This window comes from Kitasatospora sp. NPDC057904 (assembly GCF_042887925.1).
GTDB lineage: Bacteria > Actinomycetota > Actinomycetes > Streptomycetales > Streptomycetaceae > Kitasatospora.
In genome coordinates this window covers 407,984-433,519 of sequence record NZ_JBHVOL010000003.1, presented here as the reverse complement: position 1 = coordinate 433,519, position 25,536 = coordinate 407,984, and the positions used below count along the sequence as shown (strand labels likewise).

Sequence of the window (25,536 nt, the reverse complement as noted above, 5' to 3'; positions counted from 1 at the left end):
TCTAGAGGTCGAGAGACCACGGGAACGAACGGAGAACCACCATGGAGCGCTTCAGCGGACGGAACGTCCTGATCACCGGCGGCGGCTCGGGCATCGGCCAGGCCACCGTGCACCGGATCCTCGCCGAGGGCGGCAAGGTCGTCGCGGTCGACGTCAGCGCGGACGGCCTGCGGAGCACCGCGGACCGCGCGACCGCCGACGGCACCGCCGGCCGGCTCACCACCGCGGTGCTGGACATCTCGGACGAAGGCGCCGTCGTGGCGGGCGTCGCGGAGGCAGTCGCGTACCTCGGCGGGCTCGACGTCCTGGTCAACGCGGCCGGGATCCTGCGCTCTTCGCACACCCACGAGACCAGCCTGGAGTTCTGGAACAAACTCCTCGCGGTCAACCTGACCGGCACCTTCCTGATGACCCGCGAGGCGCTTCCGGCGCTGCTCGCGAGCGGCGGCGGTGTGATGGTCAACTTCAGTTCCACGTCGGCGAGTTTCGCCCACCCGTACATGGCCGCCTACGCCGCGACCAAGGGCGGCATCCAGTCCTTCACGCACGCCATCGCGTCGGAGTACTCGAAGCAGGGGCTGCGCGCGGTGTGCGTGGCGCCGGGCAGCATCGACAGCGGCATGACCAACAACCCGGGCCTGCCGGCCGACGCCGACTTCAGCCTGTTCACCAAGCTCGCCCCCGCCATCGGCCAGGGTTTCGCGGGGCCGGAGACCGTGGCGGGCGTCATCGCGATGCTGGCGTCGGACGACGGCGCGTTCGTCACGGGCACCGAGATCCGCATCGACGGCGGCACCCACATGTGAGCCGGCGGGCCGGGGTGTGGGAATGACGGCCGGCGGATGACAGATAACAGCTGACAGATAACAGATTTCGAAATCTGTTATCTGTCAGCTGTTCGTCGGTTTCAGGTTGTCCTGGTGCGTTCAGGCCGCCCTGGTGCGTTCGGGTCGTCCTGATGCGTTCAGGTCGTCCTGGCGTGGGCGCGGCGGCCTCGCTGCGCGGTGCCGTGACGGGCGTCGCGGCGGGCGGCGAGGGCGTTGCCGACCGCCAGGATCGCCGCCCCGACCACGACGAACGCCGCCGCCACCAGGGCGCACGCGCCGGCCACCCGCCGGTACCCGCCATGCACGCCGGGGTCGAGGAACGGGTACGGATACCACTCGACGGCCCAGCCCCGGAGCAGCGTGTAGCCCAGGTAGAGCAGCGGGAAGCCCAGCCACCACAGCCCTGCCCTCGAGCGCAGGCGGCGCGCCGGCGGGTCGATCAGCCAGTCGGCGAGCACGGCGAGCGGCATGACGCGGTGGAGCACGTCGTTGACCCACGGGATCGTCAGCTGGTCCGGGTACTTGGCGAGGACCGTGCCGTACACCAGTCCGGTGATCACCAGGTAGAGCACGACCGCCCCGCGCACCGGGTCGGGCACGGGGCGGCGGCCGGTCACGCCCGCCAGTCCGCCGAGCGCCAGGACGACGACCGCGGCCGCGTTGCTGAGGATGGTGAAGTAACCGAAGTAGTTCACCACCCCGGTGGAACCGGTCGCCGCGTGATAGCCGGAGAAACCGAGGGCGACGGCCGCGAGCGCGGCGACGGCGAGCCGGGCGGGAGCGAGCCAGGAGTGCATCGTCGGTCCGCCTCTCTGGAGGTGGCGTGGTCCGCCGGGGTACTCGGATTGAAACCCGGGTGGGCGGAGTCGGCCACAGGAGAGATGGCAGGAGAGTCGGCCGCGGAGCCGGTCGGAGGGACAACAGGAAGGACGGCAGGGAGGACGGGGGCGTCGGCCTCAGGGGGTGCGCCAGTCGGTGGCGAAGGCGGCCGCCGGGTTGGCCGTGAGGAGCAGTTCGGGCAGCTCGGGGCCGAACGTGCGGCCGAGGCGCCGTGCGAGGTCGGTGAGCAGCCGGGTGGGGCCGCCGGCCCGGCGGGCGGTGCGGGTGGTCGTGTCGGCGCCGAGGAGCAGCCTGTCGGCGTGGCCGGCGTCGACGAGGCCCGCGATGAGCTCGAAGGCCTGGTGGTCCTCCGGGTGGCCGGCCCGCGAGGGGCTGTCCAGGGCCAAGTAGACGCCCTCGTCGGCGAGTTCGCGGTGCAGCCGGACGTCGGGCAGGCGGGTGAGGTGCCCGAGGACGATCCGGTCGACCGGGACCCGGTGGCGGTCGTGGAGCCAGAGCAGCACGAAGTACGGGTCGCCGCCGGGTTCGAGGTGGACGGCGATCGGGGCGCCGGTGGCGTGGTGGGCCTCGGCGGCGGCCGCCATGACCAGACGGGTGTGCGTGCTGCTGGTGCCCACGTCGCACGCGACCTTGATCAGCCCGGCTCGGACGCCCTCGGGAGCGCCCGGGAGACCGGTGGTCAGCTCGGTGACGAAGCGTTCGGCGAGTCCGTCGTACCGGGCGGAGAGACCGCCGGCGTCCTCGCCGTAGTGAACCGCCTGGTGCATCCCGGTGGCGGCGACGACGTGGACGCCGGTCGTGCGCGAGAGGCGGGCGAGCGCGTCGGCACCGCGTCCCATCCCGTGCGGGGTCCACTGGACGAAGGTCCGGCCGCCGCCGGCGGCGAAGGAGCGCAGGACCTCCTCCGCGGCGGCCGGGTCGTCCAGTTCCTCGCCGGGAAGCAGCGGGCTTCGGATGAACAGGTGGTCGTGGGAGTCGGTGACGCCGAGCTCGGCGGGGTCGACGTCGCCCAGGACCGTGCGGACGTTGGCGGTCACGCGCCGGCCTCCCGCTGTATGTCCTGGCCCTGCGCGATGTCCTGGTCCTGGTCCTGGTCCGGGTCCTGGTCCTGGGCGGGCGATGCCGCCTGTGGCGTCTCCACCGTCTGCACCGCTTGCGACCGCTGCGTCGGCTGCGCCTGCGGCGCCTCGGCGAAGGTCGCGGTGGCGACGCGCAGGCCGGCCAGGGCCTTCGGGACCCCGACGTAGGGTGCCAGGTGGACGATCACCTCGGTGATCTCCTCACGCGTCATCCCGATCCGCAGGCTGTTGCGGACGTGGTCGGCGAGCTGCGGCTCGACGCCGCCGAGGGCGGTGAGCGCGGCCAGGTTCGCGACCTGACGGTCGCGCAGGGCGAGGCCGGGGCGCTGGTAGGTGCCGCCGAACAGGGCGGTGACGATCCAGTCGGCGAAACCCGGGGCCAGACCGTCGAGGCCGGCGAGGGTCGACACGGCGGCCGGCCCCGCGAGGTCGGCGAGCAGGGCGTAACCGGCCTCGCGATCGAGCGGAGCGGGAGCGAGGTCGGCGGGCACGAGGGACTCGGGCACGAGGGACTCGGGGGCGAGGGACTCGGGCGCAAAGGACTGGGGCGCGAGGGACTCGGGCGCGGTGGTCATGGGGTGGCGAATCCTTTCACCAGTGGCGGCCGGCGGGGAGCCGGTCGAGTTCGGGCCGGGACAGGTGCAGCACCCGGTAGCGGGTGCCGGGCGCGCCGTCGGGGACTTCGCCGCGCCAGAGGGCGACCTGGAGCAGCTCCCACCGGCTCGGGTCGACCGCGACGGCTGCGGTGTGCAGCGCGGGGTGGTCGGGCAGGTCGGCGAGGGCCTGCTCGACGGCCTCGGCGGGATCGGCGGTCTCGGAGAGGCGGACGGTCCGGCGGGTGGCGGTGGCCGGTCCGTCCGCACCGGGCACGGCGGGCCCGGCGGCCACGGGCCCTCGCGCGAGCCCGGCACCGAGCCAGTGCCTGACGGCGGGACGGCCGAAGTCGGCGCTGAGGCCACGGAATCCGGGGCCCCAGAGGAAGCCGTTCATGCCCTCGGCCGTCCGCCACAGGTAGAACGGCGCGTACTGGTTGACCGGCGAGCCGTCGCGCCCGCGTTCCCGGACCAGGTACGCCTTGAGGCCCAGGCCGGGGTGGGCGTCGAGGAGGTGGCCCCGCTCGGCGACGCGCTTGCGGATGATCCCCATGTCGTAGTCGGCGGGGAGGGTGATCTCGTACTGCATGGCGTGCACGGGTGGTTCTCCTCCGTGGGCGGCTTGATCGGGACGGGCGCTTGCGGGGCCCGCCCGCGATCCGGCTCCGGTCTCAGGCCGTTCGGTTCGTCCGCTGGGCCGCGAGCAGGGCGAGGGCGCCGCGGACGGCCTGCTCGAAGGGCTCGGCGCGGTCGGCCGCGCGGGCGAGCACGTAGCCGCCCTGGACGACCGCGACCAGCGCGGCCGCGGTGTCGACCGGGTCGACGCCGGGGACGAGCTCGCCCGCCGCCTGGCCCTCGGCGACGAGTTCGGCGATCCGCCCGCGGAGCCAGTCGAACGTCTCCTCGACCGGCGCCCGCAGCTGCGGGTCGGCGATGACGTCCGGGTCCTGCGCCATCCGTCCGATCCGGCACCCGCGCAGCACGTCGCGGTCGCGGTGGAGGTAGGCGGCGATGCGGTCGTAGGCGCTGCCCGGGGAGACGAGGTCGGCCTCCGCGACGGCGCGCATCTCCTCGGCGCTGCGGCGCAGGGCGGCCGCGGCCAGGTCGGGCTTGCCGGTGAAGTGGTGGTACATGCTGCCCTGGCCGACGCCGGCGCGCTGCTGGATGGCCTTGGGGCTGGTGCCGACGTAGCCGCGCTCCCAGAGGAGCTCCTGGGTGCTCTCGATGAGACGGTCCTGGGTTGCCATGTGGATCACTGTACATACCAGTAGGTACAGAGCGCCAGTGGTTTCCCCTCGGCGTTTCCTCCGCCCTGGCGGCACACCCGTCCCCCAGACGACCGAGGGCCGTGCGCCGCCCCCCGGCGGCCACGGCCCCTCGCCCGCATTCCCTCACCCGCATTCCCTCGCCCGATCGTCATCCCCCGCACCGCCTGCCGGCATTCCGCCCATGCCGGTGGCACGCGTCACGTCACGCCGTGTCATGCACGGGCACTGCCGAGGCGGGCGCAAGCGACCCCAGGGGTGGGGGCGCAGACGGTGGCCAGGGGGCGGGGTGCGGGCGGCGACCAGGGGGGGCGGGCAGCGACCAGGGGGGCGGGCAAGGCCTTGATCCACGCGCACCGGCTGGCAAGATGTCCGGCATGAGCTACCTCGCCTCGGATGACCGCTATGGCTCGATGACCTACCGCAAGGCCGGACGCAGCGGCGTACAGCTGCCCGCCGTCTCGCTCGGCCTCTGGCACAACTTCGGCGACGCCCAACCCCTGGACGTCCAGCGGGCGGTGCTGCGCCGCGCCTTCGACCGCGGGATCACCCACTTCGACCTGGCGAACAACTACGGCCCGCCGTACGGCAGCGCGGAGCGCAACTTCGGGTACCTCTTCGCGCAGGACCTCCGCCCGTACCGGGACGAGTTGTTCATCGCCACCAAGGCCGGCTGGGACATGTGGCCGGGTCCGTACGGCAACGGCGGCAGCCGCAAGTACCTGCTGGCCAGCCTGGACCAGTCGCTCGGGCGGATGGGGCTCGACTACGTCGACGTCTTCTACTCGCACCGGTACGACCCGGAGACCCCGATCGAGGAGACGATGGGCGCGCTGGACAGCGCGGTCCGCTCGGGGAAGGCGCTGTACGCGGGCATCTCCAACTACCCGGCGGAGCAGCACCGGGAGGCGGTGGCGATCCTGCGCGAGCTGGGGACGCCGGTGCTGATGAACCAGTCGGCGTACTCGATCCTCAACCGGTCCGTGGAGGAGGGCGTCCTGGACGCCGTCGGCGACACCCAGACCAGCCTGATCGCCTACTCCCCGCTCGCACAGGGCCTCCTGACGGACCGCTACCTGTCCGGCGACGTGCCGGCCGGGTCGCGGATGTCGGTCGGGAAGTTCCTGAGCGAGAAGGCCCTCGACGGGACGCGCCTGGAGCAGCTCCGGGCGCTCGCCAAGGTCGCCGAGGGACGCGGGCAGACGCTCGCCCAGCTCGCGCTCTGCTGGGTGCTGCGCGACCCGCGCGTGGTGTCGGTGATCATCGGGGCGAGCAGCGTCGCGCAACTGGACCAGAACATCGACGCGCTGAACGGCGGCCCACTGACTGCGGAGGAGCTCGCGGAGATCGACCGACTGAGCCGGTGACGGCGGGCGGGTGACAGACGACAGATAACAGATTTCAAAATCTGTTATCTGTCGTCTGTTATCTGTTCCCTGTCAGCTGTTCTCTGTCAGCTGTTCACCGTCGGCCTCCGGAGCGGGCGACCCCTCACGCCACCGGCGTGTACTTGTAGCCGACCCGGCGGACCGTCACGATCGTGTCGCGGTAGGCCGATCCGAGCTTGCGCCGCAGACGGGCCACGTGCACGTCCACCGTCCGACCGTCGCCGACGTGGCCGTAGCCCCACACGGCGGAGACCAGGTGGTCACGGGTGTGCACCCGCTGCGGGTGCTCCGTGAGGTGGGCGAGCAGTTCGAACTCCAGGTACGTGAGGTCGAGCAGCCGCCCGTCCACGTACGCGTTGCGCCGCTCGTTGTCGACGGTGATGCCCCGGCCCGCCGGGCGGACCGGTCGGGCGGCCGACGAGCCGGCCGGGCCGCCGGCCGGACCCGCCGCGGTCGAACCCGCGCCGGCCGGGTTCTCCGCGGGCACGAGCACCAGGTACCCGACCATCGGCCGCCCGGCCGGGTCGCCGAACTGCGCACCGTACTGGGCGAGGAGGGTGTGTGGCAGCGCGCCCTGCGGCAGCGCCGCGACCACGGACGCGCCCTCCGGCAGCGCCGCCAGCAGCGACTGCGGCGGCGCCGGAGGCACCGCGGCCGGAGCGACCGCCGGGGCGGGCCGGGGCGGGAGCACGTGCGGAGGCACCGAACGCGCGGACCGGACCTGGGAGTTGACAAGCCCGGACGGAACCGACGGAACGGACGGAACAGCGGGAACGGACTGGACGGACGGAACGGGCTGGACCGAGCGGACCGCGCGCAGGTGCGGGGTCGCGGTGGGCAGGGGCAGGGTGGCCGTGGAAGAAGAAGACATGGTGTGCCGCTCATTTCGCGCGTGACGGACGGGGTGGAGTCGTCTGCGCGTCGACCGGGCTACTGCCTGGGCTGATCCGGACGGCGGGTCCGGGATCCGGAGTCCGGAATCAGCGGGCGGAGGACCGGGACGCGCTGGGCGAACCCGGACACGTCTGATCGAACAGGTGCGGCTGCCTGGAGGGCCAGAACGGCTCCAGGTCAGCGCGACCGGATCGGCGGGAGCGGCCGGAGCGGCCGTCCGCGACTGCGTGACCGACCGTGCGCGAGCGCCCGTTCGGTTGTCCGCTCGTCCGCCCGATCGACCGCCCGGACGGTGCGCCGCCGCGCTCGACGGGGAACGTCCCGGCGGCGCGTGGGCGCCCGGCGGCTCCGGGGGCGGGGGTGGGGAAGGCGAGGTTCACAGGTGGTCTCTCCGCGTGGCGGGGCCGGATCGCCGGTCGCGGGCACGCCGGGTTCCGGTGTGCCGCTCCGGCCTGGTCGACGGGGTGACGGTGCGCCGGACGGAGCGGCCTGGGGCCGCAAGCGGGGTCGGGCGTACCGGGGAGGGGCCGGCCGGTCAGCGACAACACGCGCTGCAGGTCAGCGCGTGGTCGATGTAGCGGCGGGCGGTGAGCACCGACGGGACCGGGGTGCGGACGGAGGCGGGCGCGGCCGCGGTGGTGTGCCGACCGACGGTCATCCTGCTGCCCTCCCCTGGATCCGTGCTCGGCGACGCGGGCTGCGGGCCGAAGGTGCGTGATCGAAGAGCCTGCTGCCGGACAAGCGTCAGCACCGACGCGCATCCGGGCTCCCCGACGGCATGGCCGGGCGGCCTTCGTCCACAGAGCCTTCCACGCCGGCCCGGTCTAGGCAACCTTCATCGCGCCGGACGTCCGGGATGCGGACCCGGAAATGAGACGCGGCTCGATGGGATGGCGGTGGGAACGGCAAAGGGAGCGATTGAAGGAGCGTATGAAAGAGCGAACGAACGGGCGCACGAGGGGGACGGACGAAGGGTCAGGCCCGGGAGGCCACACGGCGCGGCCGGGTGGCGGCGTGCTCGACGAGGGCGACCAGCAGCTCCTTCCCGTCCTCGCGCAGCCGCGCGTCGCACAGCAGCACCGGGACGCCCGGGTCGAGGTCGAGCGCGTCCCGCACCTCCTCGGGCGAGAAGCGTTCCGTCCCGTCGAAGCAGTTCACCGCGACGACGAACGGGATGCCGCGCTGCTCGAAGAAGTCCACCGAGGGGAAGCAGTCGGCGAGGCGCCGGGTGTCCGCGAGCACCACGGCGCCGAGTGCTCCGCGCGCCAACTCGTCCCATACGAACCAGAAGCGGTCCTGACCGGGCGTGCCGAACAGGTAGAGCGCGAGCCCGGGCCTCAGGTCGATCCGGCCGAAGTCCATCGCCACCGTGGTGGTGCGCTTGGCCTCCACGCCCGATGTGTCGTCCACCGGGCGGCCGAGTTCGCTCAGCTCCTCCTCGGTGCGCAGCGGGCGGATCTCGCTGACCGCGCCGACCAGCGTCGTCTTGCCCGCGCCGAAGCCGCCCGCGACGAGGATCTTGACCGCGACGGCCGGACCGCCGCGCCAGCGTGGGTCGGTGGCGTCGGGCCCGGCGGCCGGCCCGTCGCGGTGCCCGGCGTCGTTTCCGGTGTCGTTTCCGGTGTCGTGCCCGGCGTGGTACTCAGAGCGCACGGAGTCCATTGATCACGTCTCGCAGCAGGCGCTCGTCCGGCAGCTCGGCGAGCGGAACGGGTCGGGTGACGCTGATCAGTTCGGCGTCGTAGAGGTCGCCGAGCAGCACGCGGACGACGCTGACCGGCAGGTCGGTGTACGAGCCGAGCTCGGCGACGGACAGCGGCTCGCGGCGGCACCAGGCCAGGATGGTCTGGTGCTCCGGGTCGAGCACGTGCGCGGGCACGGCCCCCGCGTCCGGTCCGGGCTCGGCGGCGGTGATCAGCGAGATGAGGTCGAACAGGCCGTCCTCGACCGGGCGGGTGCGGCCGCGGGTCATCGAGTACAGCCGCACCACCGGGCCGGCTTCGTCGTCGAACCAGCGATCGTCGACCGGGGTACGCGGCCGGAACAGGTCCACCTCGGGCACGTCCGAGGGCTCGTCCGCGAGCTCGTCCGCGGACGAGCCGTCCACGGCCGCGGCGTCCGCACTCGAAGGGTCCGCGCTCGAAGCGGCCGCAGGCCCGGCCCCGTCCGTCGCGGCCACGGACTCGTCCCGCTCCGCCACCGCCTCCGCGTTCGGATCCGCCATCGAACCGATCATCTCCCCGGCGGCAGCGCGGCTTCGGTGCGCGGCTCGGCGGCCATGTGCTCGCCGACCCGCTTGACCAGCAGGGCCATCTCGTAGGCGATCTGGCCGATGTCCGCCTCGGCCTCGCTCAGCACGGCCATGCAGCTGCCGTCGCCGGCCGCCGTGATGAACAGGAACGCCTCGTCGAGCTCGACCATGGTCTGGCGGACCCCACCGACCTTGAAGTGCCCGCCGGTGCCCTTGGCGAGGCTGTGGAAGCCGGCCGCGACGGCGGCGAGGTGCTCGGCGTCCTCGCGTTCGAGACCGCGGGAGGCGCCGGTGGCCAGGCCGTCGCTGGAGAGGATCACCGCGTGCCGCAGGGCCGCGACGCGTCCCACCAGGTCGTCCAGGAGCCAGTTGAGGTCCCCGGACGGCTGGGTCGAGATGGTCATGAATCAGTTCCTTCCGCTGGAGCGGGCGTTACGGGTGGTGCTGGTCGAACCGGTCGTACTGGTCGTTCCGGTCGTGCTGGTGATGTCTGCGCGTCCGTCCCGGGTGCGCCGGAACGGGAGGGGCCGGAGGGGCCGGAGGGACCCAGGGGACCGGCCGGCGGTACCAGGCGGACCGGCGGGCCCGCCGGTGGGCGCCTGGCGAGCGGCGCCCGGCTGCCGTCGGGCGGCGCGGGGAGGGCCGCCGGGGCGGGCGCCGGGCTGATCGCCCGCCGGGAGGTGCCCGGCGGCTGCCAGACCGGGACGGACGTGACGGCGGGCCGGCCTTCGGGCGTCGGCGACGGGCTCGTCGGGCCCGACGGCGACGCGGCTGACGACGACGCGGCCGACGACGGACTGGTGGCGCCGCGACCCCGGGTGAACCCGCGCTGGAACGACGCGAACGTGGCCCGCGCCTCCTCCGGCGACCGCTCCCGCGCGCGCTCGGCCTCCCGGGCGGCCCGCTCGGCCTCCTGTGCCGCCCGGACGACCGGGTCCTCGGACGGTCGCGCGTCCTCGGCGCGCCCGCCGCGGAGACGTTCCTTCATCTGCTGCTTGAGCTGCGGCGCGAGGTTCGCCTGCCGCACCCGCCGGGGCAGTCCGCCCGGGGTCCGCGCACCGGCGGCCGGCTGCTCCCCCAAGACCGTCGGGGCCGCCGGAGCCGCCAGGGCATCCAGGTCCACCGGAACCGCCCGAGCCTCCGGAACCACATCACCGACCGCGACGTCCGCAGGCCCGGCAGCCGCCGCACCCACGGCGGGCAGGATCTCCGCCCGGCGGTGGCGCCCGGTGCCCTCCGAGCCGCCGTCCGGACCACCTGCCGGACCACCTGCCGAGCCGCCCGTCGAACCGCGGCCCTCCGAGCCCGGCGGCGGGACGAGCACCGGCCCGCCCTTCGTCCGCGACGCCCGCCGCGGCAGCCCGCCCGGCGTCCGGGCCGGTTCGGCCGCGGACGGCCGCGGCCCGCCGGTGACGCGGTGCTTCCCGCCCGTGGAGCCTCTCGCAGCGCTCGCAGCAGCACCCGGCGCTCCGTCACCCGGAGCCGGACCGGGCACCACCGAGGGCACCTCGGAGGACACCGCCGGGGACACCTCGGAGGACGTCGCCGTGGCCGCGCCTCCCGGCACCGCCACGAGGTCCCGCTGGCCGCGCCGGGCCGTCGCCACCGGACGCCGCCCCGCCTGCGAGGGCTCGGCCGGCCCGTCCGGTGCCTCCGCGAGCAGCTCGCGCGGCACGAGCACGACGGCCGTCGTCCCGCCGTACGGCGAGGGCCGAAGGTGCACCCGGATGCCGTGCCGCCGGGCCAACCGGCTGACCACGAACAGGCCCAGTCGGTCGGTGTCGGCGAGGTCGAACTCCTGCTCCACGGCGAGGCGTTCGTTGATCTCGGCGAGCGCCGGCCCGCTCAGCCCGAGCCCGCGGTCGTCGATCTCCAGCGCGAAGCCGTGCGCCACGACCTCGCCCTGGACGGTGACCTGGGTGTTCGGCGGGGAGAACACCGCGGCGTTCTCGACGAGTTCGGCGATCAGGTGGGTCACGTCGGCGACGGCGCTGCCGAGCAGTCCGGTGCCGGGGAACGGGCGGACCGTCACGCGGGCGTAGTCCTCGACCTCGCCGACCGCCGCGCGCACGACGTCCACCATCCGCACCGGCTTGCGCCAGGCGCGCCCCGGCGAGCCGCCGGCCAGGATGATCAGGCCCTCGGCGTGACGGCGCATGCGAGTGGTGAGGTGGTCGACCTTGAAGAGGTCCTCCAGCTCCGCGGGGTCCTCGGTGCGGCGCTCCATGGTGTCCAGCAGGGTCAGCTGGCGGTGCAGCAGCACCTGGCTGCGCCGGGCGAGGTTGACGAAGACGGCCGAGACGCCGCGGCGCAGGTCGGCCTGCTCGACGGCGGCCTCGACGGCGGCCCGCTGCACGGCGTTGAACGCCTGGCCGACCTGGCCGATCTCGGCCTGCCCGAACCGCAGTTCCGGCGCCTCGGCGGCGACGTCCACGGCCTCGCCGCGGCGCAGCCTCCGCATGACGGCGGGCAGGCGGGTGGTGGCGAGCTCGTTGGCGGCGTTGCGCAGGCCGATCAGCTCGCGGGCGAGGCCGCGGCCGATCCGGAAGGAGATGAGCACCGTCAGCACGATGGCGACCAGGCCGGCCGCGCCGGCGATCCCGCCGCGCCACAACAGGCCGGTCGCATACGACTGTTCGCGCTCGGCCATGCCGTCGGCGATGCGGGAGTTGACGGCGGCGAGGTCGCCGAGGGCGCGGTCGGCGGTCTCCCGCCAGGAGTCGCCGTTGATGGCCTGCGCGACGTTGGCGGGGCCGCCGGCGCCGACGAAGTCGGCCTCGGCGCGCACCAGCGCGGCCCACGTGTCGCCGCCGCGCAGGGCGATGTAGTCGGCCTGGTCGGCGGGTTCGAGCTCGGCGATGTAGACGGTGTACAGCGCCTGCTGGTTGTGCAGGGCGTCCAGCGCGGTCTGGTACTGCTCGGCGGTGGGCCGGGCGGTGCCGGTGCGCAGGCCCTCCATCGCGGCGTCCTCCTGGGCCAGGTACTCGCGGGCGCGCACGAGCTCGATCAGGATCGTGCCCTGGCGCGGGAGTTGGCCGCTCTGCTGGGCGACGAACGCGGAGCGGAAGCCGAACACCGGCTTGACCAGGTCGCTGTACTGGTCGAGCGCGAACTCCCAGTTGAGCGCCGAGCGGCTCACCTGGGCGCGCAGCGGGACCATCTGGTCGGCGGCGGCGAGGATCTGCAGGAGGCGCCCGCGCTGGGCGGTGGAGAGCCTGCCGCCGATGCGTTCCTTCTTGTCGCGCAGGACGCCGAGGTCGCGGTCGGTGTCGGCCTTGGCGCGGTCGTAGGCGTCGCGGGCGGCGCGCGAGCCCGGGTCGGCGAGGCGCTGGACGGCGGCGCGGCGCTCGTTCTGCAGGTCGGTGGCGTACTGGTCGGCGGGGGCGCCGAACTCCTTGTACGTACGGCTGAGCTCCAGCTGGTTCCAGACGTCTCCGGTGGTGGCGATGGTCGCGTACACCCACAGGGCGGTGAGCGCGACGATGGGCACCAGGAGCAGCGCGATGATCTTCGCGCGGATCGAGCTGCTACGCAGACGCATGGAGTCCTCGGTCGGGAAGTGCCAGGCGCGGAAGGGGGAGGGTGGGCGGAGCGGGGCGAGCACACGGGCGGTGGGGAGCCCGGTTCGGGGGTCGGGTACGGATCGGGCCTGGCCGGGGGCCCGGCCACAGGTCTGCGAGAGCCTACTACGCCCTGACCACTCGTTCGAGGGCCGAAATCCTTCTCGTCTTCACTTGCCCCGCACACGTCAGGACGGCGGCGGCCCCCACCGTCCGGGCACGGCCCTCGGTCGCACCCGCGTACGACGCTCTCCGTACGGACGTACGGCACTTTCCGTACGCCCTTGTGCCGATCTCGTCGCGTCACCGACACAACCCTGGGCAGCCGCGGGACGATCCGATAGTTTCGGCTCCACGGCAGCCGCGAGCGGGACGCGGGCGAGCGCCGGAGGACGCGAACCGGGGAGGAACGTGCGCGAGTTCACCACCCCGGCCCTGGCCGCACCCGAGGCCGCCGGAGGACTCGCCGACTCGCTCTACGACACCGCGGAACGCACCCCCGCCCTCCCCCAGCTGGCCCTGCGCACCGCCGACGGCGCATGGCGGGACGTCACCGCCCGCGAGTTCCGCGACGAGGTCCTCGCCCTCGCCAAGGGCCTGCTCACCCGGGGCGTGCGCTACGGCGACCGGGTCGCCCTGATGTCCCGCACCCGCTACGAGTGGACGCTCTTCGACTACGCGCTCTGGTCGATCGGCGCGATCACCGTCCCCGTCTACCCCACCGCCGCGCCCGAGCAGGTGCGCTGGATCCTCGCCGAGACCCAGTCGGTCGCCTGCCTGGTCGAGGACGAGGACGCCGCGATGACCGTCGGCGCGGTCTGCGACGCCCTGCCCGACCTCAGCGGCATCTGGCAGCTCGACCGCGACTGCGTCGGCGCGATCACCGAGGACGGGCTCGGCGTGCCCGACGCCCTCGTGCACCGCCAGCGACTCGGCGTCGCCGCCTCGAACATCGCCACCGTCGTCTACACCTCCGGCACCACCGGACGCCCCAAGGGCTGCCTGATCACCCACGCCAACCTGGCCGCCGAGGCCGACGCCCTGCTCGGTGGCTGGAGCGACGTCTTCCAGGACCCCTCCGGCGGCCAGCCCTCCACCCTGCTCTTCCTGCCGCTCGCGCACGTCTACGGGCGGGCCGTGCAGGTCGCGGCGATGCGCGGCGGATTCCGGATCGGCCACGTCCCCGAGGTCTCCACCGACGCCCTGCTGCCCGCCCTGGCCTCCTTCCGGCCCACCTTCCTGCACGCCGTCCCGTACGTCTTCGAAAAGATCTTCCAGCAGGCCCGGCGCACCGCCGAGGACGCCGGACGCGGCGAACTCTTCGAGCAGGCACGGCAGGTGGCCGTCGACTGGGCGGCGGCCAGGGAGCAGAAGCTCTTCGGCCGCGGCCCAGGGCCGAACCCCCGGCTGCGCCTGCGCCACCTCGCCTACGAGCAGACGCTCTACCCGCGGCTGCGCGCCGTCCTCGGCGGCAGGGCCCGCAGCATCGTGTGCGGCGGCTCGTCGCTGCGCCGCGAACTCGCGCTGTTCTTCGCCGGCGCCGGCTTCCAGCTGTACGAGGGCTACGGGCTGACCGAGACCTCCGCCGCGATCACCGCCAACCCGACCGGGCGGCAGAAGCTCGGCACGGTCGGCCGGCCGATCCCCGGCGCCTCGGTGGCGATCGCGGACGACGGCGAGGTGTGGGTGCGTGGCGGGTCCGTGTTCGGCGGGTACCTCAACCACCCGCGCTGCACCGCTGAGTCGCTGCAGGACGGCTGGTTCGCCACCGGGGACCTCGGCCACCTCGACGAGGACGGGTACCTCACCATCACCGGCCGCAAGAAGGACCTCATCGTCACCAGCAGCGGCAAGAACCTCGCCCCCGCCGCGCTGGAGGAACGGGTGTCGGCGCACCCGCTCGTCTCCCAGTGCCTGGTGGTCGGCGACGACCGCCCGTACATCGCCGCGCTGATCACGCTCGACCCGGCCGCCCTGGCACACTGGCTGCGCACGAACGGACGGGAGCTGCTGGACCCGTGGGCGGTGCTCGCGGACGAGCAGCTGCACGCCGAGATCCAGCGCGCGGTGGCGGCGGCGAACACGGCGGTGTCGCGGGCCGAGTCGATCCGCGCGTTCCGGCTGCTGCCACGGGAGTTCGGCCTGGAACAGGGGCTGCTCACCCCGTCGCTGAAGCTGCGACGGGCGGCGATCGCGGAGCACTACGCGGCGGACATCGAGGAACTGTACGTCCCCTGACGTGCCGTCTTGTCCGGTTTGCAGCCCTGTAGTTGATTCGGGGACGGTTGGCGGAGCCGTTCGACGGGATTCCCTTGACGGACCGATTGGTCCAGTCCATTGTTTCTCCTCGGTCCGAGTGCGGCGCACCACCTCCCGCTCCCGCCCCTCGGGGAGCGCCCCGGTACGACGGTTCCAGCTTTCGACGGTTCAGCGTTTCCACGGTTCGACGTTTCCACGGTTCGACGCTTCGGCGTCTCGACGGCCACCGCTTCCGTCACGCCCTCCCCACGGGCGTGCTTCCCCCACACGCAGGAGTCTTCACGTGTCCCTGTCCACACGTCTGTCCGCGCACATGTCCACGCGCCTGTCCACGCGCCTGTCCGCACTGGCGGCGTCCGTGGCGCTCGTGACCGCCGCCGCTCCCATGGCGACGGCCGCGCCCTCCGCCACCGGCTCCCCTTCCGCGGCCGCCGCCCCCATCGTCAACCTGGCCACCAACCCCGGCTTCGAGCTGCCCGCGCCCAACCTGTCCGACTGGGGCGCCATCGCCGGCTGGAACTGCACGGGCGGTCCGGCCGAGGCGGCCGTCACCACCACCGCACCGCACACGGGCACCTCCGCGCTGACCGTCACGCCGGCGAACGCGGACTCCACCGGCGAGTGCGCCCAGACCGTCTCCGTCCAGCCCAACACCACGTACACGGCCTCCGCCTGGGTACGCGGCAGCTTCGTCTACCTGGGCGCCACCGGCACCGGCCACGACGTCGCCCCCGCCTGGACCGAGACCACCGGCGGCGGCTGGCAGCAGCTCACCACCCGGTTCACGACCGGTCCGAACGCGCGCAGCATCCGGCTCTACGTCCACGGCTGGTACCAGGAGGGCCCGTTCTCGGTCGACGACGTGCACGTCGACGGCCCCGCACCCGCCCCGGCCACGCCCCTCGGGTCCGTGCCCACCACCGACAAGGTGGTCTTCTTCACCGTCGACGACGGTTGGACGCGCACCCCCGAGGCGGAGAAGTTCATCGCCGACAACCACCTGCCGATCACGGCCTTCCCGCTGCCGATGCCCGCCGGCACCGACCCCGGCTTCTTCCGGCGCGTCACCGCCGTGCCCGGCTCCTCCATCCAGGACCACAGCGTCTCGCACACCGACCCCACCACGCTCACCCTCGCCCAGCAGCAGGTCGAGATCTGCGACGCCCGCGACGCCATGACCCGCGCCTTCGGCACGGCCCCGACCGTCTTCCGCCCGCCCTACTTCGCCTGGAACGCCGACACCCTGCAGGCGGCGGCCAACTGCGGCATGCGCACCGTCCTCACCGCCGACGCCGACTTCAGCTGGGGCGCCTCCAACATCTGGCACCCCGGCACCCTGCAGCCCGGCGACGTCGTCCTGATGCACTGGACCGACACCCTCGCCACCGACCTCCCGCGCGCACTCGCCGCCGCCCAGGCCGCCGGCCTCAAGCCCGCCGGGCTGATCGACTACCTGCACTGACCCATGGGAAGCGCGCCGCCGCCCCTCTCGTACCCGGTCTCCACCCGAGGAGGGGCGGCGCCGTCACTCGACTCGCCTGCCGATCTTGCTCGTTGACAGGGCGATCGCGGCATGGCTCTAATGGAGGCGTGCAGCGCGGCGTCGGCCACAGAGAAGTGGGCCGGCCGACAGCCGAGCCGACACCTTACTCCGAGGGACGATGCGCGATGAGGACTTTCTCCGCTCCCCTGACCTGACGTACGCGGCCACCCGTGGTGTCCGCGTACGCGTGTGCTTCGCGGCACTCGCGTGTGGCCTTGACTCCTTTACTCGTTCGGAGACTTCACCACACACGTATGCCTATTTCGTTCAACCAGAGTGTCATTGACGAGTTCCGTGCCAACGGCGGGAAGGTCGGCGGGCCGTTCGAGGGCGGCGACCTACTGCTCCTCACCACCACCGGGGCCCGATCGGGGCGGCCACACACCGTTCCGCTGGGGTACGTCCGGGAGGATGGGGAACTCGTCGTCGTCGCGTCGGCGGGCGGGGCGCCGGACGATCCGCAGTGGTACCGCAACCTGCTCGCCCATCCCGTCGTCCGGGTCGAGCTCGGCACGGAGGCGTTCGACGTGATCGCGGTGCCGGCGGAAGGGGCGCGGCGGGAGCAGCTGTTCGCTGCCGCCGTGCGGGTCGCGCCGGGATACGGCGACTACCAGGCCCATGCGGGGCGGGAGTTGCCGGTCGTCGTCCTGGAACGGCCCGAAACGCCCACACGGGAGGTGCGCAACCTCGCCGACAAGCTCCTGGAGGCGCACACCTGGCTGCGCGCGCAACTGCGGTACGTCCGCGAGGAGGCGCAGGCGCACGTCGCGGGGCGGAGGGCGAGCCTCGGGATCCAACTACGGCAGCACTGCCTGGCGTTCTGCGAGGGGCTGACGCACCACCACCGCGGCGAGGACGCCGCGATCCTCCCGGCGCTGGCGCGCAGCCATCCCGAACTTGCCGGGGCGCTGGACCTCTTGGGCGAGCAGCACCGGGCCATCGGGCGGATCAAGGAGGAGCTGGTCGCCCTGCTGGCCGGGATCGAGGTCGAGGAGCCGGAGCGGCTGCGGGCCGAGGTGGACCGGATGGCCGCCGAGCTGGAGGCCCACCTCGCGTACGAGGAGGCCGAGCTGCTACCGGCGCTCGCCGGGATTCCGTTCCCACCGATGCGCTGAGGGGCCGGGCGCCGGCTGCCGGGTGGGCGCCGGCGGTTGGGTGAGCGCTGGCGGTTAGGTGAGCGCCGGCCGTTACTCGGGAGTGGCGGGGACAGGAGCGGACGAACAGATGACAGATAACAGATTTCGAAATCTGTTATCTGTCATCTGTTATCTGTCGCTTGCAGGCCGTCAGCCGTCAGCCGTCACGACTGCGAGAAGACCGGCAGGTACCCGTAGGCCTGGCCCGAGGAGTTCGGGTGGTAGCTCTCGTCGATGGGCCACGTGGTGCTGTGGAGCCAGGTGTCCAGCGAGCCGCAGATCTCGTGCCCGCTGAAGATGTCCCGCACGTCGGCGAAGGTGAAGCCGGCGTTCGCGGCACGCTTGGCGATGACGCCGTCGAGCACGTCGGCGGCCTCGTTGATGGCGGACCGCTTGGTGTCGCCGATGCCGAAGATGCAGCTGCCGCCGATCTCGTACAGGTGCGGGTACCCGAGGACCACGACGTGCGCGTTGGGCGCCTTGGCGTGGATCGTCGAGTAGACCCGGTCGAGCTGGGCGGGCAGGGTGTTCTGGGCGTAGGCCTCACCGGCCGAGACCGAGCTGAGGCAGGAGCTCTCGGAGCTGAGCACACAGGTCTGCATGGTGCCGGCGAAGCCGGCGTCGTTGCCGCCGATGGTGATGCTGACCAGCGTGGTCGAGGAACTCAGGGCAGAGACCTGGCTGTTGAGGACGTCTCCGGTTCTCGCCCCCGAGCAGGCGACGAAACTGAAGGAGGACGGCGAGTTGGCACTCTGCCACAGGTACGGATAGGCATTGGTGCTCCGCTTGCAGCTGCCGCTGTCGCCGAGATAGCTCCCGGAACCGACACCCGCGGAGTACGAGTCCCCGAGGGCGACGTAGTTGACGGCGTCCGCGCTCGCGGACGTGGCTGCAAAGAACGTGGTGAGCGTGAGGAGGGCCGCTATCGCGGTGGCGGCCATGGCACGGGTGGGGCGCAGCATGAAACCTCCTGGCGTGATGTGGGTCACAGATTTGATACCAGGCGGTAGCAAGCTCGGGAAGCGCTCATGCCAAGGATATTGACGGTCAGTCTGACAACGCTGGAGTGAACGCCTCTTCACAGAGCGCGTATTGGCGCTGTTCAGCGCCGGTGCGCGCGTGTACGCACCAGGCGGGCGCCGAGGGACGCGCTTTGGCCGGCCTTAAGCGCACGCTTGAGCGCGGGCTTGAGCGCGGGCTTGAGTGCAGGCTTGAGCAACGCGTCGATCGGAGCGTTGAGAGGTGCTCAGAGAGGGATTCCGAGAGGTGCGTTGCGTGATGCCAACGACGGCTCGCTCAGCCGCGCCCTTCCACCGCGCGTGGCAGGTGGCGGACGGCGAACGTCAGTGCTTCGAATAGACGGTGCCCGGGAAGACCTCGCAGCCCTCCAGTGGCAGTTCCTCGATCGTCTCGTTCGCGGCCGCGGGCACGCCGAGCCACCGGACGGCGCACGCGACGGCCGCCCTCGCCTGGCGCAGTCCGGGCTCGCCCCAACCCAGCAGCTCGACCGCGAGCCCGGGGGCGACGAGCAGGCGCCGGTAGTGCCGGCCGGACGCCGGGTCGGCCGTGCTCGGGCCGACCGCCCGCAGCGCCGCGGCCATCCGCACCCGGGCGCACTCGTTCCCGCCGTTGGCGGAGCCCACCCGGTCGTAGAGGTAGCCGAGGTAGTACGGCTGCCCGATGACGGCCTGGGCCTCCTCGGCGGCTTCCCGGGCCAGGGCGGAGGCCGGGTCGCCCGCGTCCTCCGGTTCGAGCGAGCCGCCGGGCAGCGAGCAGATGCCGTCCCGGGGGTTGACCAGGGTCAGCACCCGGCCGTCGGGGGCGAAGAGCCACCCCCACGACTGCTTGACCGGCAGCCCCTCGGGCACCTGCTCGCCCGGCCGCCAGGGCCACCCCGCGGAGGGACGCCGGCGCACCCTGCCGAGCAGCTCGGCGACCTCCGCGCTGTACTCGATCCGGCTCATGCGTCCCCCCTTTCGGTGTCGGGCTCGGCCGGGACCGACGGGGCGCGGGGCGGACCTGCGGAGCGCGGTACGGGGCGGAGCGGCGGAAGCGGCGGCGTGGGGTGCCGCGCGCTCCAGCTGTTGATCTTCCCCGAAATCTTCCCCGAACAGGCGGTCGATGAACAGTCCCCAGCTCCGCTTGGTGGACGCGGAGGACGAAAAGCCCTGGTCAGGACAGCGGCTCACCTCCGCCCTCGGAGGCGTCGTCCGGACGCTCCCCGGCCCGGCCGTCGCCGGCCGAACGATCGCCGGGCGAACCGTTTCCCGGCGAGCCACCGCCGGCGGGCTCCGCTCCGCCCGCACCGCCGTCGTCGGGCCCTTCCCACGGCGCCGCGCGCCCCGGGAAGGACGGCAGGGGGAAACCGGGCCGCGGGAGCACCCCGGGCGGGAACGGCACGCCCCGCCCGATCGTGTCGGCCAGCTCGTCGAACACCTCGTGGGCGCTCATCGGCCTCAGCCGTCCACGCACCAGCGCCCAGCCCCGCACCGGCGGCCCCTCGGGCCCGGCGTCGCCGTGCAGCAACAGCGCGCCGCCGCCCGCGACGGCCACGCCCGCCGCCAGCGTCACGCAGAACGCCTCCGTGTCCCGGCCGCCCGGGAAGAGCATGCCCGCCTCGACGCACAGCTCGGCCGCCGCGGTGAGCTGCTCGCCGTCCTCCGGGCCGTGGAAGCGCAGCGTCAGGAGGTGGAACCCCTCCCCCGCGCCCTCGGCCAGCGCCACGAACACCGTCGTGGCGTACTCCATGACCGCCACGAGGTGCCGCTGCCCCGCGTCGTCGTCGCCGACCGCCCCCAGGAGGACGGCGCAGGCGAAGGACATCCGCACCCTGGCCCGGTGGTCCTCCAGCAACAGCGGGACCAGCTCGGCCAGCGGCTCCCCCGCGTAGACGAAGGGTTCGCCGGCCAGCTCGGGGTCGCCCGCGTACGCGACCCGGGCGGCGGGCGTGGCCGGGTCGAGGCCGAAGGCGTCGCAGTAGTCCGCGTAGTCCTCGGCCTCCATGACCCGCAGGTGCACCTCCACCCCCTGCCGGCGCAGCCCGCGCAGCAGGTCTTCCGTCAGCCGCAGGTACTCCCGGTGCGTGAGGCCGCCGAACAGGCCGTGCCCGGCCAGCCCGGTGAAGTCCGCGGCCCGCGCCGGGACCGCCAAAGCCACCGGCACCGGCGGCGGCGCCCCACGCGCCAGGCCACGCCGCCGCTTCCCTCGGGCGCCGGCTCCACCACCGCCGGCCCCACCGCCCGGCGGACGCCCGCCACCAACTCCGCCGGGCCCGGCGCCGCCACGCCCCGGCGCGTTCGCCCGGGGCCCGCTCCAGCGAGGTCCGCCCGCCCGGGGCCCGTCCCCACCGGGGCGGTTCCACCGCGCCGCCGACGGGCGCGCTCGTGACTGCCCGCGCGCCCTCCATGCACCACACGCTCCCGCGAGCGTCTCCACGAGCGACCGCGAGCACCGCCCGCGGACCATCCCCGACACCAGAACCCGCACCGACATGCCGTGCTCCTCTCCCCGACCCACTCGAAGTGCCTCCGGCCGGCCACGCCGACCGGCCACGGACGCGACCGTCCGCGACGAGGAACATACACACCGTCACTGACAATCGGACGTGCCCGCCCGGTCGCACCGTCCCGGGGTGCCCGGGTCCACGGTTCCGGCCGGGATTGTCGGTGCCGGAGGTTAGGGTCGGGGACCATGCGACTGCTGCATACCTCCGACTGGCACCTGGGGCGCTCGTTCCACCGGGAGAGCCTCCACGACGCCCAGCACGCGTTCCTCGACCACCTGGTGGCGGTCGTCGAGGAGCAGCGCGTCGACGCCGTGCTGGTCGCCGGGGACGTGTACGACCGGGCACTGCCCGGCCTGGAGGCGGTCGCCCTGTTCGACGACGTGCTGCACCGGCTGGCCGCGCTCGGCGTGCCGACGGTGTTCATCAGCGGCAACCACGACTCGGCGCGCCGTCTCGGCGTCGGCGCGGGGCTGATCGGCCGCGCCGGGATCCACCTGCGCACCGATCCGGGCGAGTGCGCCGACCCCGTACTGCTGGCGGACGAGCACGGCCCGGTGGCCGTCTACGGGCTGCCGTACCTGGAGCCGACGCTCGTGCGCGAGGGCTTCGGACTGGAGCGCGGCGGGCACGCGGCCGTGCTCGGCGCCGCGATGGACCGGGTCCGGGAGGACCTGGCCACCCGGCCGGCGGGCACGCGCGCGGTGGTCCTGGCGCACGCCTTCGTCACCGGCGGCACGCCGAGCGACAGCGAGCGCGACATCGCGGTCGGCGGCGTCGCGGCCGTGCCCGCCTCGGTCTTCGACGGCGTGCACTACGCCGCGCTCGGCCACCTGCACGGCTGCCAGACGCTCGCGCCGCACCTGCGCTACAGCGGTTCCCCGCTCGCCTACTCCTTCTCCGAGGCCAGGCAGCGCAAGACGATGTGGCTGGTCGACCTCGGCGCCGACGGTTCCGTCACCGCCGAGCGCGTGGACTGCCCGCGGCCGCGCCCCCTGGCGACCCTGCGCGACACGCTCGACGCCCTGCTCACCGACGAGAGGTACGCGGAGCACGAGCAGTCGTGGGTGCAGGCCACCCTGACCGACGCGGCCCGCCCGAGCGAGCCGATGGAGCGCCTGCGCCGCCGCTTCCCGCACACCCTGCAGCTGCTGTTCGACCCCGAGGAGACGCCGGCGGAGCCCTCGCAGTCGTACGCGGCCCGGGTCGGCGGGCGGGCCGACCTGGAGATCGCGGAGGGCTTCCTGCGGCACGTGCGCCCGGGCTCCGATCCGGACGAGGACGAACTCGACTGGCTGCAGGCCGGGTTCGAGAGCGTGCGGGAGAGCGCCGAGCGGAAGGCGGACCTGCCCCGATGAGGCTGCACCGGCTCACCGTGACCGCCTTCGGCCCCTTCGCGGGCGCCGAGACGGTGGACTTCGACGCGCTCGCCGCCGGCGGGCTGTTCCTCCTGCGCGGCTCGACCGGTGCGGGCAAGAGCAGCGTGCTGGACGCGGTCTGCTTCGCCCTCTACGGCGACGTGCCCGGCAGCCGCCGGGCCAACCGCCTGCGCAGCGACCACGCCGACCCGCACCGCCTCACCGAGGTCCGGCTGGAGCTGACGATCGGCGGGCGGCGCCTGCAGATCACCCGGCTACCGGAGCAGCGGCGGCCGAAGAAGGTCGGCACCGGCACGACCGTCGAGCGGGCGCAGACCCTGCTGCGCGAATGGGCGGCGGACACCGGCGACGGCACCCCGGGCTGGCGGGCGCTCAGCAAGTCGCACCAGGAGGCCGGCGAGGAGATCCACCGGCTCGTCGGCATGAACCGCGACCAGTTCTGCCAGGTCGTCCTGCTGCCGCAGGGGGACTTCGCGCGCTTTCTCAGGGCGGATTCGGAGGAACGCGGCAAGCTGCTGCGCCGGCTGTTCGACACCGAGCGGTTCCAGCACGTCGAGGCGTGGCTGGCGGAGCAGCGGCGCTCCCAGGAGGCGGCCGTCCAGGCCGGCCGGCGCCGGCTGCGCGACCTCGCGAGCAAGGCCGAGCAGGCGGCGGGGCCCGGCGCCGAAGCGGCCGACGGCTGGGTGCCCGCCGACGACGACCGCGCCGACCTCACGGCGGGCACGCTCGGGTGGGCGGCGATCCTGCGCGCTGGGGCGGCCGAGCAGCAGGCCGTCGCGGACGCCGCCCTCGCGGGCGCCGAGGCGGCCCACGTGGAGGCCCAGCGCGAGCGGGAGGCCGCCGAGGAACTGTCCGGGCGCCAGCAGCGCCACCGGCAGGCCCGCCAACGGGCGGAGCGGCTCGCCGGGTTCGAACCGGAGGCGGCGCGCGACCGGCAGCGGCTGGCGGCGGCACAGGCGGCCGTCGGCGTGGAGTCGGCGCTGCGCCTGCGCGAGCACGCCGCCGAGGCACACGACCGCGCGCAGGAGGCCGAGCACCGGCACCGGGCCGCGCTGACCGGAGACGTCCGCGAACCCGCGACCATGGGGCTCGGCGAGGCCGACGCCGCCGAACTGGCCGATACCGAAAGGCGGTTGCGGGCCGAGGTGGTCCGCCTGGAGGCCGCCGGGGCCGACGAGCGGCACTGTGTCGAACTCGCCCGCGAGCAGCGGGCCGCCGACGAGGAGCGGCTCCGCGCCGAGGACCTCGCCGAGGAGGCCGAGGACTGGCTGGCCGAGTTCGACGGCCGGCTGGTCCGCCTCCAGGCGGAGCAGACGGCGGCCCGCGAGGCCGGCGCCCGCGTCGAGCAACTGGACGGAAAGCGCGTCGAGGTGGCCGCACGGCTGAAGGCGGCCCGGGAACGTGACGGCCTGCGGGCCGAGATCTCCGCCGCCGAACCGCGCGCGCACGCGCTGCGCGAAGCCGCCCTGGACGCCCGCGAGTACAGCCAGGACCTCCGCGAGCGCCGACTCGTGGGCATGGCGACCGAGTTGGCCGAGCAGCTGCGGACCGGCGAGGCCTGCCGGGTCTGCGGCTCGGCCGAACACCCGGCACCCGCCCTGGCCGCTCCCGGCGAGCGCGTCAGCGCAGCCGACGAGGACCGGGCCCGCGCCGCCCAAAGCGCCGCCGAGCAGGCCGCGACCGACGCCGACCAGGCCCTCACCGCGCTGCGGGTCCGCGAGGCGACGGCCGCCGGAGCGGCCGGACCGGACGACGCCCGAACCGTCGCCGACACCCTCGCCACGCTGGACCGCGAGCATCACGAGGCGCTGCGGGCCGCCGAGGCGCTCGGCCGGGTCGAGCGGGAGATCGGCCGGCTCTCCGACGACCGCGCCCGCCGCCACGACGAACTGCGCGAGGCCCGCGAGCGCGGCGCCGTCCTCACCGACCGCCTCCAGGCCCTCGGCACCGAACAGCGGGAGCTCGCCGCCCGGGTGGCCGCCGCCCGGGGCGAGGCCGCCTCCGTCGCCGAACGGGCCGCAGCCCTCGCCCGGCTCGCCGACGGCGTCGCGGCGGCGGTCACGGCGGTCCGCGCCCGCGCGGAGGCGGCGGCCCGGCTGGCCGACGCCGAGGACGAACTCGCCAAGGCCGCCGCCGCGGCCGGGTTCCCCAGCGCCGACGACGCACTCGCCGTCCTGCTCCCCCGCGGACAGCGCGAGCAGCTGGAGGCCCGGCTGGACCGGCACCGCGCCGAACTCGCCTCCGTCGAACGCGAGCTCGCGCTGCCCGAGCTCGCCACGGCCGCGGAGCGCCCGGACGCCGACCTGCCCGCCGCCCAGGCCGCACTCGACACCGCCACGACACGACTGCGCCACGCCCACGCCGCCCAGGCCGCGGCCGGCGAGCGCCGCACTGCGCTGGCCGCCATCGGTGCGCAACTCGCCGCCCTGGCGGAGGAACTGGCGCCTGCACTGGTCCGGTTCGAGCGGATCAACCGGCTCGCCGCGCTCGCCGCAGGCACCTCCACCGAGAACCGGCTGCGGATGCGCCTGGAGTCGTACGTCCTGGCGGCGCGGCTGGAGCAGGTCGCGGCGGCAGCGAGCGACCGGCTCGTCCGGATGTCGGGGGGCCGCTACACCCTCGTCCACAGCGACGACCGCGGCACCGGGAACAAGCGCTCGGGGCTCGCCCTGCGCGTCGTCGACGCCTGGACCGGCACCGAGCGCGACACCGCGACCCTCTCCGGCGGCGAGAGCTTCTTCGCCTCGCTCGCCCTCGCCCTCGGCCTCGCCGACGTCGTCACCGACGAGGCGGGCGGCATGCCACTGGACACGCTCTTCATCGACGAGGGCTTCGGCACCCTGGACGAGCAGACGCTGGAGGAGGTCATGGACGTGCTCGACGGGCTGCGCGAACGCGACCGGGCCGTCGGCATCGTCAGCCACGTCGCCGACCTGCGCACCCGCATCCCGGCCCAGTTGCTGGTCCACAAGGGGCGGCACGGGTCGACCCTCGCTCTGGCCGGGCGGGAGGACGCCTGA

Annotated in this window: 21 protein-coding genes; 7 read left to right on the top strand and 14 right to left on the bottom strand. The window is 74.0% G+C overall.

From position 1 onward, the window contains the following. Positions 1-41: 41 nt before the first annotated feature. Entirely contained in the window at positions 42-806 is a 765-nt protein-coding gene (locus tag ACFVSN_RS10695; protein WP_387954562.1) for an SDR family NAD(P)-dependent oxidoreductase, read from the top strand. 158 nt (positions 807-964) lie between these two features. Here the strand turns inward: ACFVSN_RS10695 and ACFVSN_RS10690 are convergent, their stop codons facing one another. The 5 genes from ACFVSN_RS10690 to ACFVSN_RS10670 form a co-directional block, all read right to left on the bottom strand. Beyond that, a complete protein-coding gene (locus ACFVSN_RS10690; protein WP_387954560.1) occupies positions 965-1,624 on the bottom strand; it encodes a Pr6Pr family membrane protein in 660 nt (219 codons plus the stop codon). Between the two features lie 159 nt (positions 1,625-1,783). Continuing rightward, positions 1,784-2,704 carry a phosphotriesterase gene (locus ACFVSN_RS10685; protein WP_387954559.1) on the bottom strand — a complete coding sequence of 307 codons (921 nt, stop codon included), beginning with the start codon at positions 2,702-2,704 and terminating at the stop codon, positions 1,784-1,786. Then, on the bottom strand, positions 2,701-3,321 hold the full coding sequence (locus tag ACFVSN_RS10680; protein ID WP_387954557.1) for a carboxymuconolactone decarboxylase family protein: 621 nt from the start codon (positions 3,319-3,321) through the stop codon (positions 2,701-2,703). Before ACFVSN_RS10680 ends, ACFVSN_RS10685 begins: the two co-directional genes overlap by 4 nt. 16 nt (positions 3,322-3,337) lie before the next feature. Beyond that, positions 3,338-3,937, bottom strand: a complete 600-nt coding sequence (locus ACFVSN_RS10675) for a DUF4865 family protein (RefSeq protein WP_387954555.1) — start codon at positions 3,935-3,937, stop codon at positions 3,338-3,340. Positions 3,938-4,010: 73 nt separating this feature from the next. Next, a complete protein-coding gene (locus ACFVSN_RS10670; RefSeq protein WP_380437780.1) occupies positions 4,011-4,586 on the bottom strand; it encodes a TetR/AcrR family transcriptional regulator in 576 nt (191 codons plus the stop codon). Positions 4,587-4,981: 395 nt separating this feature from the next. Here ACFVSN_RS10670 and ACFVSN_RS10665 point away from each other — a divergent pair, with 395 nt between their 5' ends. Continuing rightward, a complete protein-coding gene (locus tag ACFVSN_RS10665) occupies positions 4,982-5,971 on the top strand; it encodes an aldo/keto reductase (protein ID WP_387954553.1) in 990 nt (329 codons plus the stop codon). A gap of 124 nt (positions 5,972-6,095) precedes the next feature. Here the strand turns inward: ACFVSN_RS10665 and ACFVSN_RS10660 are convergent, their stop codons facing one another. From ACFVSN_RS10660 to ACFVSN_RS10635, 6 genes are all read right to left on the bottom strand, one after another. Next, on the bottom strand, positions 6,096-6,683 hold the full coding sequence (locus ACFVSN_RS10660; RefSeq protein ID WP_387954702.1) for a winged helix-turn-helix domain-containing protein: 588 nt from the start codon (positions 6,681-6,683) through the stop codon (positions 6,096-6,098). A gap of 738 nt (positions 6,684-7,421) precedes the next feature. After that, entirely contained in the window at positions 7,422-7,544 is a 123-nt protein-coding gene (locus ACFVSN_RS10655) for a hypothetical protein (protein WP_359957652.1), read from the bottom strand. Between the two features lie 317 nt (positions 7,545-7,861). Next, positions 7,862-8,404, bottom strand: coding sequence for an ATP/GTP-binding protein (locus ACFVSN_RS10650; protein WP_387954700.1), 543 nt, complete (start codon positions 8,402-8,404; stop codon positions 7,862-7,864). 124 nt (positions 8,405-8,528) lie between these two features. Continuing rightward, positions 8,529-9,110, bottom strand: a complete 582-nt coding sequence (locus tag ACFVSN_RS10645; protein ID WP_380437776.1) for a DUF742 domain-containing protein — start codon at positions 9,108-9,110, stop codon at positions 8,529-8,531. Positions 9,111-9,118: 8 nt separating this feature from the next. Next, the gene (locus ACFVSN_RS10640) at positions 9,119-9,541 is read right to left on the bottom strand and encodes a roadblock/LC7 domain-containing protein (RefSeq protein WP_387954551.1); all 423 of its coding nucleotides are present in this window, start codon (positions 9,539-9,541) and stop codon (positions 9,119-9,121) included. Next, positions 9,538-12,678, bottom strand: a complete 3,141-nt coding sequence (locus ACFVSN_RS10635; RefSeq protein ID WP_387954549.1) for a nitrate- and nitrite sensing domain-containing protein — start codon at positions 12,676-12,678, stop codon at positions 9,538-9,540. The genes ACFVSN_RS10640 and ACFVSN_RS10635 overlap by 4 nt, the downstream gene beginning before the upstream one ends. Before the next feature lie 430 nt (positions 12,679-13,108). Between ACFVSN_RS10635 and ACFVSN_RS10630 the strand changes: the two genes are divergently transcribed. The 3 genes from ACFVSN_RS10630 (at position 13,109) to ACFVSN_RS10620 (ending at position 17,614) form a co-directional block, all read left to right on the top strand. Then, positions 13,109-14,935 (top strand): AMP-dependent synthetase/ligase, encoded by a 1,827-nt coding sequence (locus tag ACFVSN_RS10630; protein ID WP_387954547.1) that lies wholly within the window; start codon positions 13,109-13,111, stop codon positions 14,933-14,935. Between the two features lie 304 nt (positions 14,936-15,239). Then, the gene (locus ACFVSN_RS10625) at positions 15,240-16,418 is read left to right on the top strand and encodes a polysaccharide deacetylase family protein (RefSeq protein WP_387954545.1); all 1,179 of its coding nucleotides are present in this window, start codon (positions 15,240-15,242) and stop codon (positions 16,416-16,418) included. Positions 16,419-16,753: 335 nt separating this feature from the next. After that, the gene (locus ACFVSN_RS10620; protein ID WP_387954543.1) at positions 16,754-17,614 is read left to right on the top strand and encodes a nitroreductase/quinone reductase family protein; all 861 of its coding nucleotides are present in this window, start codon (positions 16,754-16,756) and stop codon (positions 17,612-17,614) included. 185 nt (positions 17,615-17,799) lie between these two features. Here ACFVSN_RS10620 and ACFVSN_RS10615 read toward each other — a convergent pair whose 3' ends face one another. From ACFVSN_RS10615 to ACFVSN_RS10605, 3 genes are all read right to left on the bottom strand, one after another. Then, positions 17,800-18,576: an SGNH/GDSL hydrolase family protein gene (locus tag ACFVSN_RS10615; RefSeq protein WP_387954698.1), complete on the bottom strand. Its 777-nt coding sequence runs from the start codon at positions 18,574-18,576 to the stop codon at positions 17,800-17,802. A gap of 402 nt (positions 18,577-18,978) precedes the next feature. After that, on the bottom strand, positions 18,979-19,599 hold the full coding sequence (locus tag ACFVSN_RS10610; protein ID WP_387954541.1) for a hypothetical protein: 621 nt from the start codon (positions 19,597-19,599) through the stop codon (positions 18,979-18,981). Between the two features lie 208 nt (positions 19,600-19,807). Then, entirely contained in the window at positions 19,808-20,797 is a 990-nt protein-coding gene (locus tag ACFVSN_RS10605; protein WP_380499866.1) for a hypothetical protein, read from the bottom strand. Between the two features lie 528 nt (positions 20,798-21,325). Between ACFVSN_RS10605 and ACFVSN_RS10600 the strand changes: the two genes are divergently transcribed. After that, the gene (locus ACFVSN_RS10600; RefSeq protein ID WP_387954539.1) at positions 21,326-22,495 is read left to right on the top strand and encodes an exonuclease SbcCD subunit D; all 1,170 of its coding nucleotides are present in this window, start codon (positions 21,326-21,328) and stop codon (positions 22,493-22,495) included. Next, entirely contained in the window at positions 22,492-25,536 is a 3,045-nt protein-coding gene (locus ACFVSN_RS10595) for an AAA family ATPase (RefSeq protein WP_387954537.1), read from the top strand. The genes ACFVSN_RS10600 and ACFVSN_RS10595 overlap by 4 nt, the downstream gene beginning before the upstream one ends.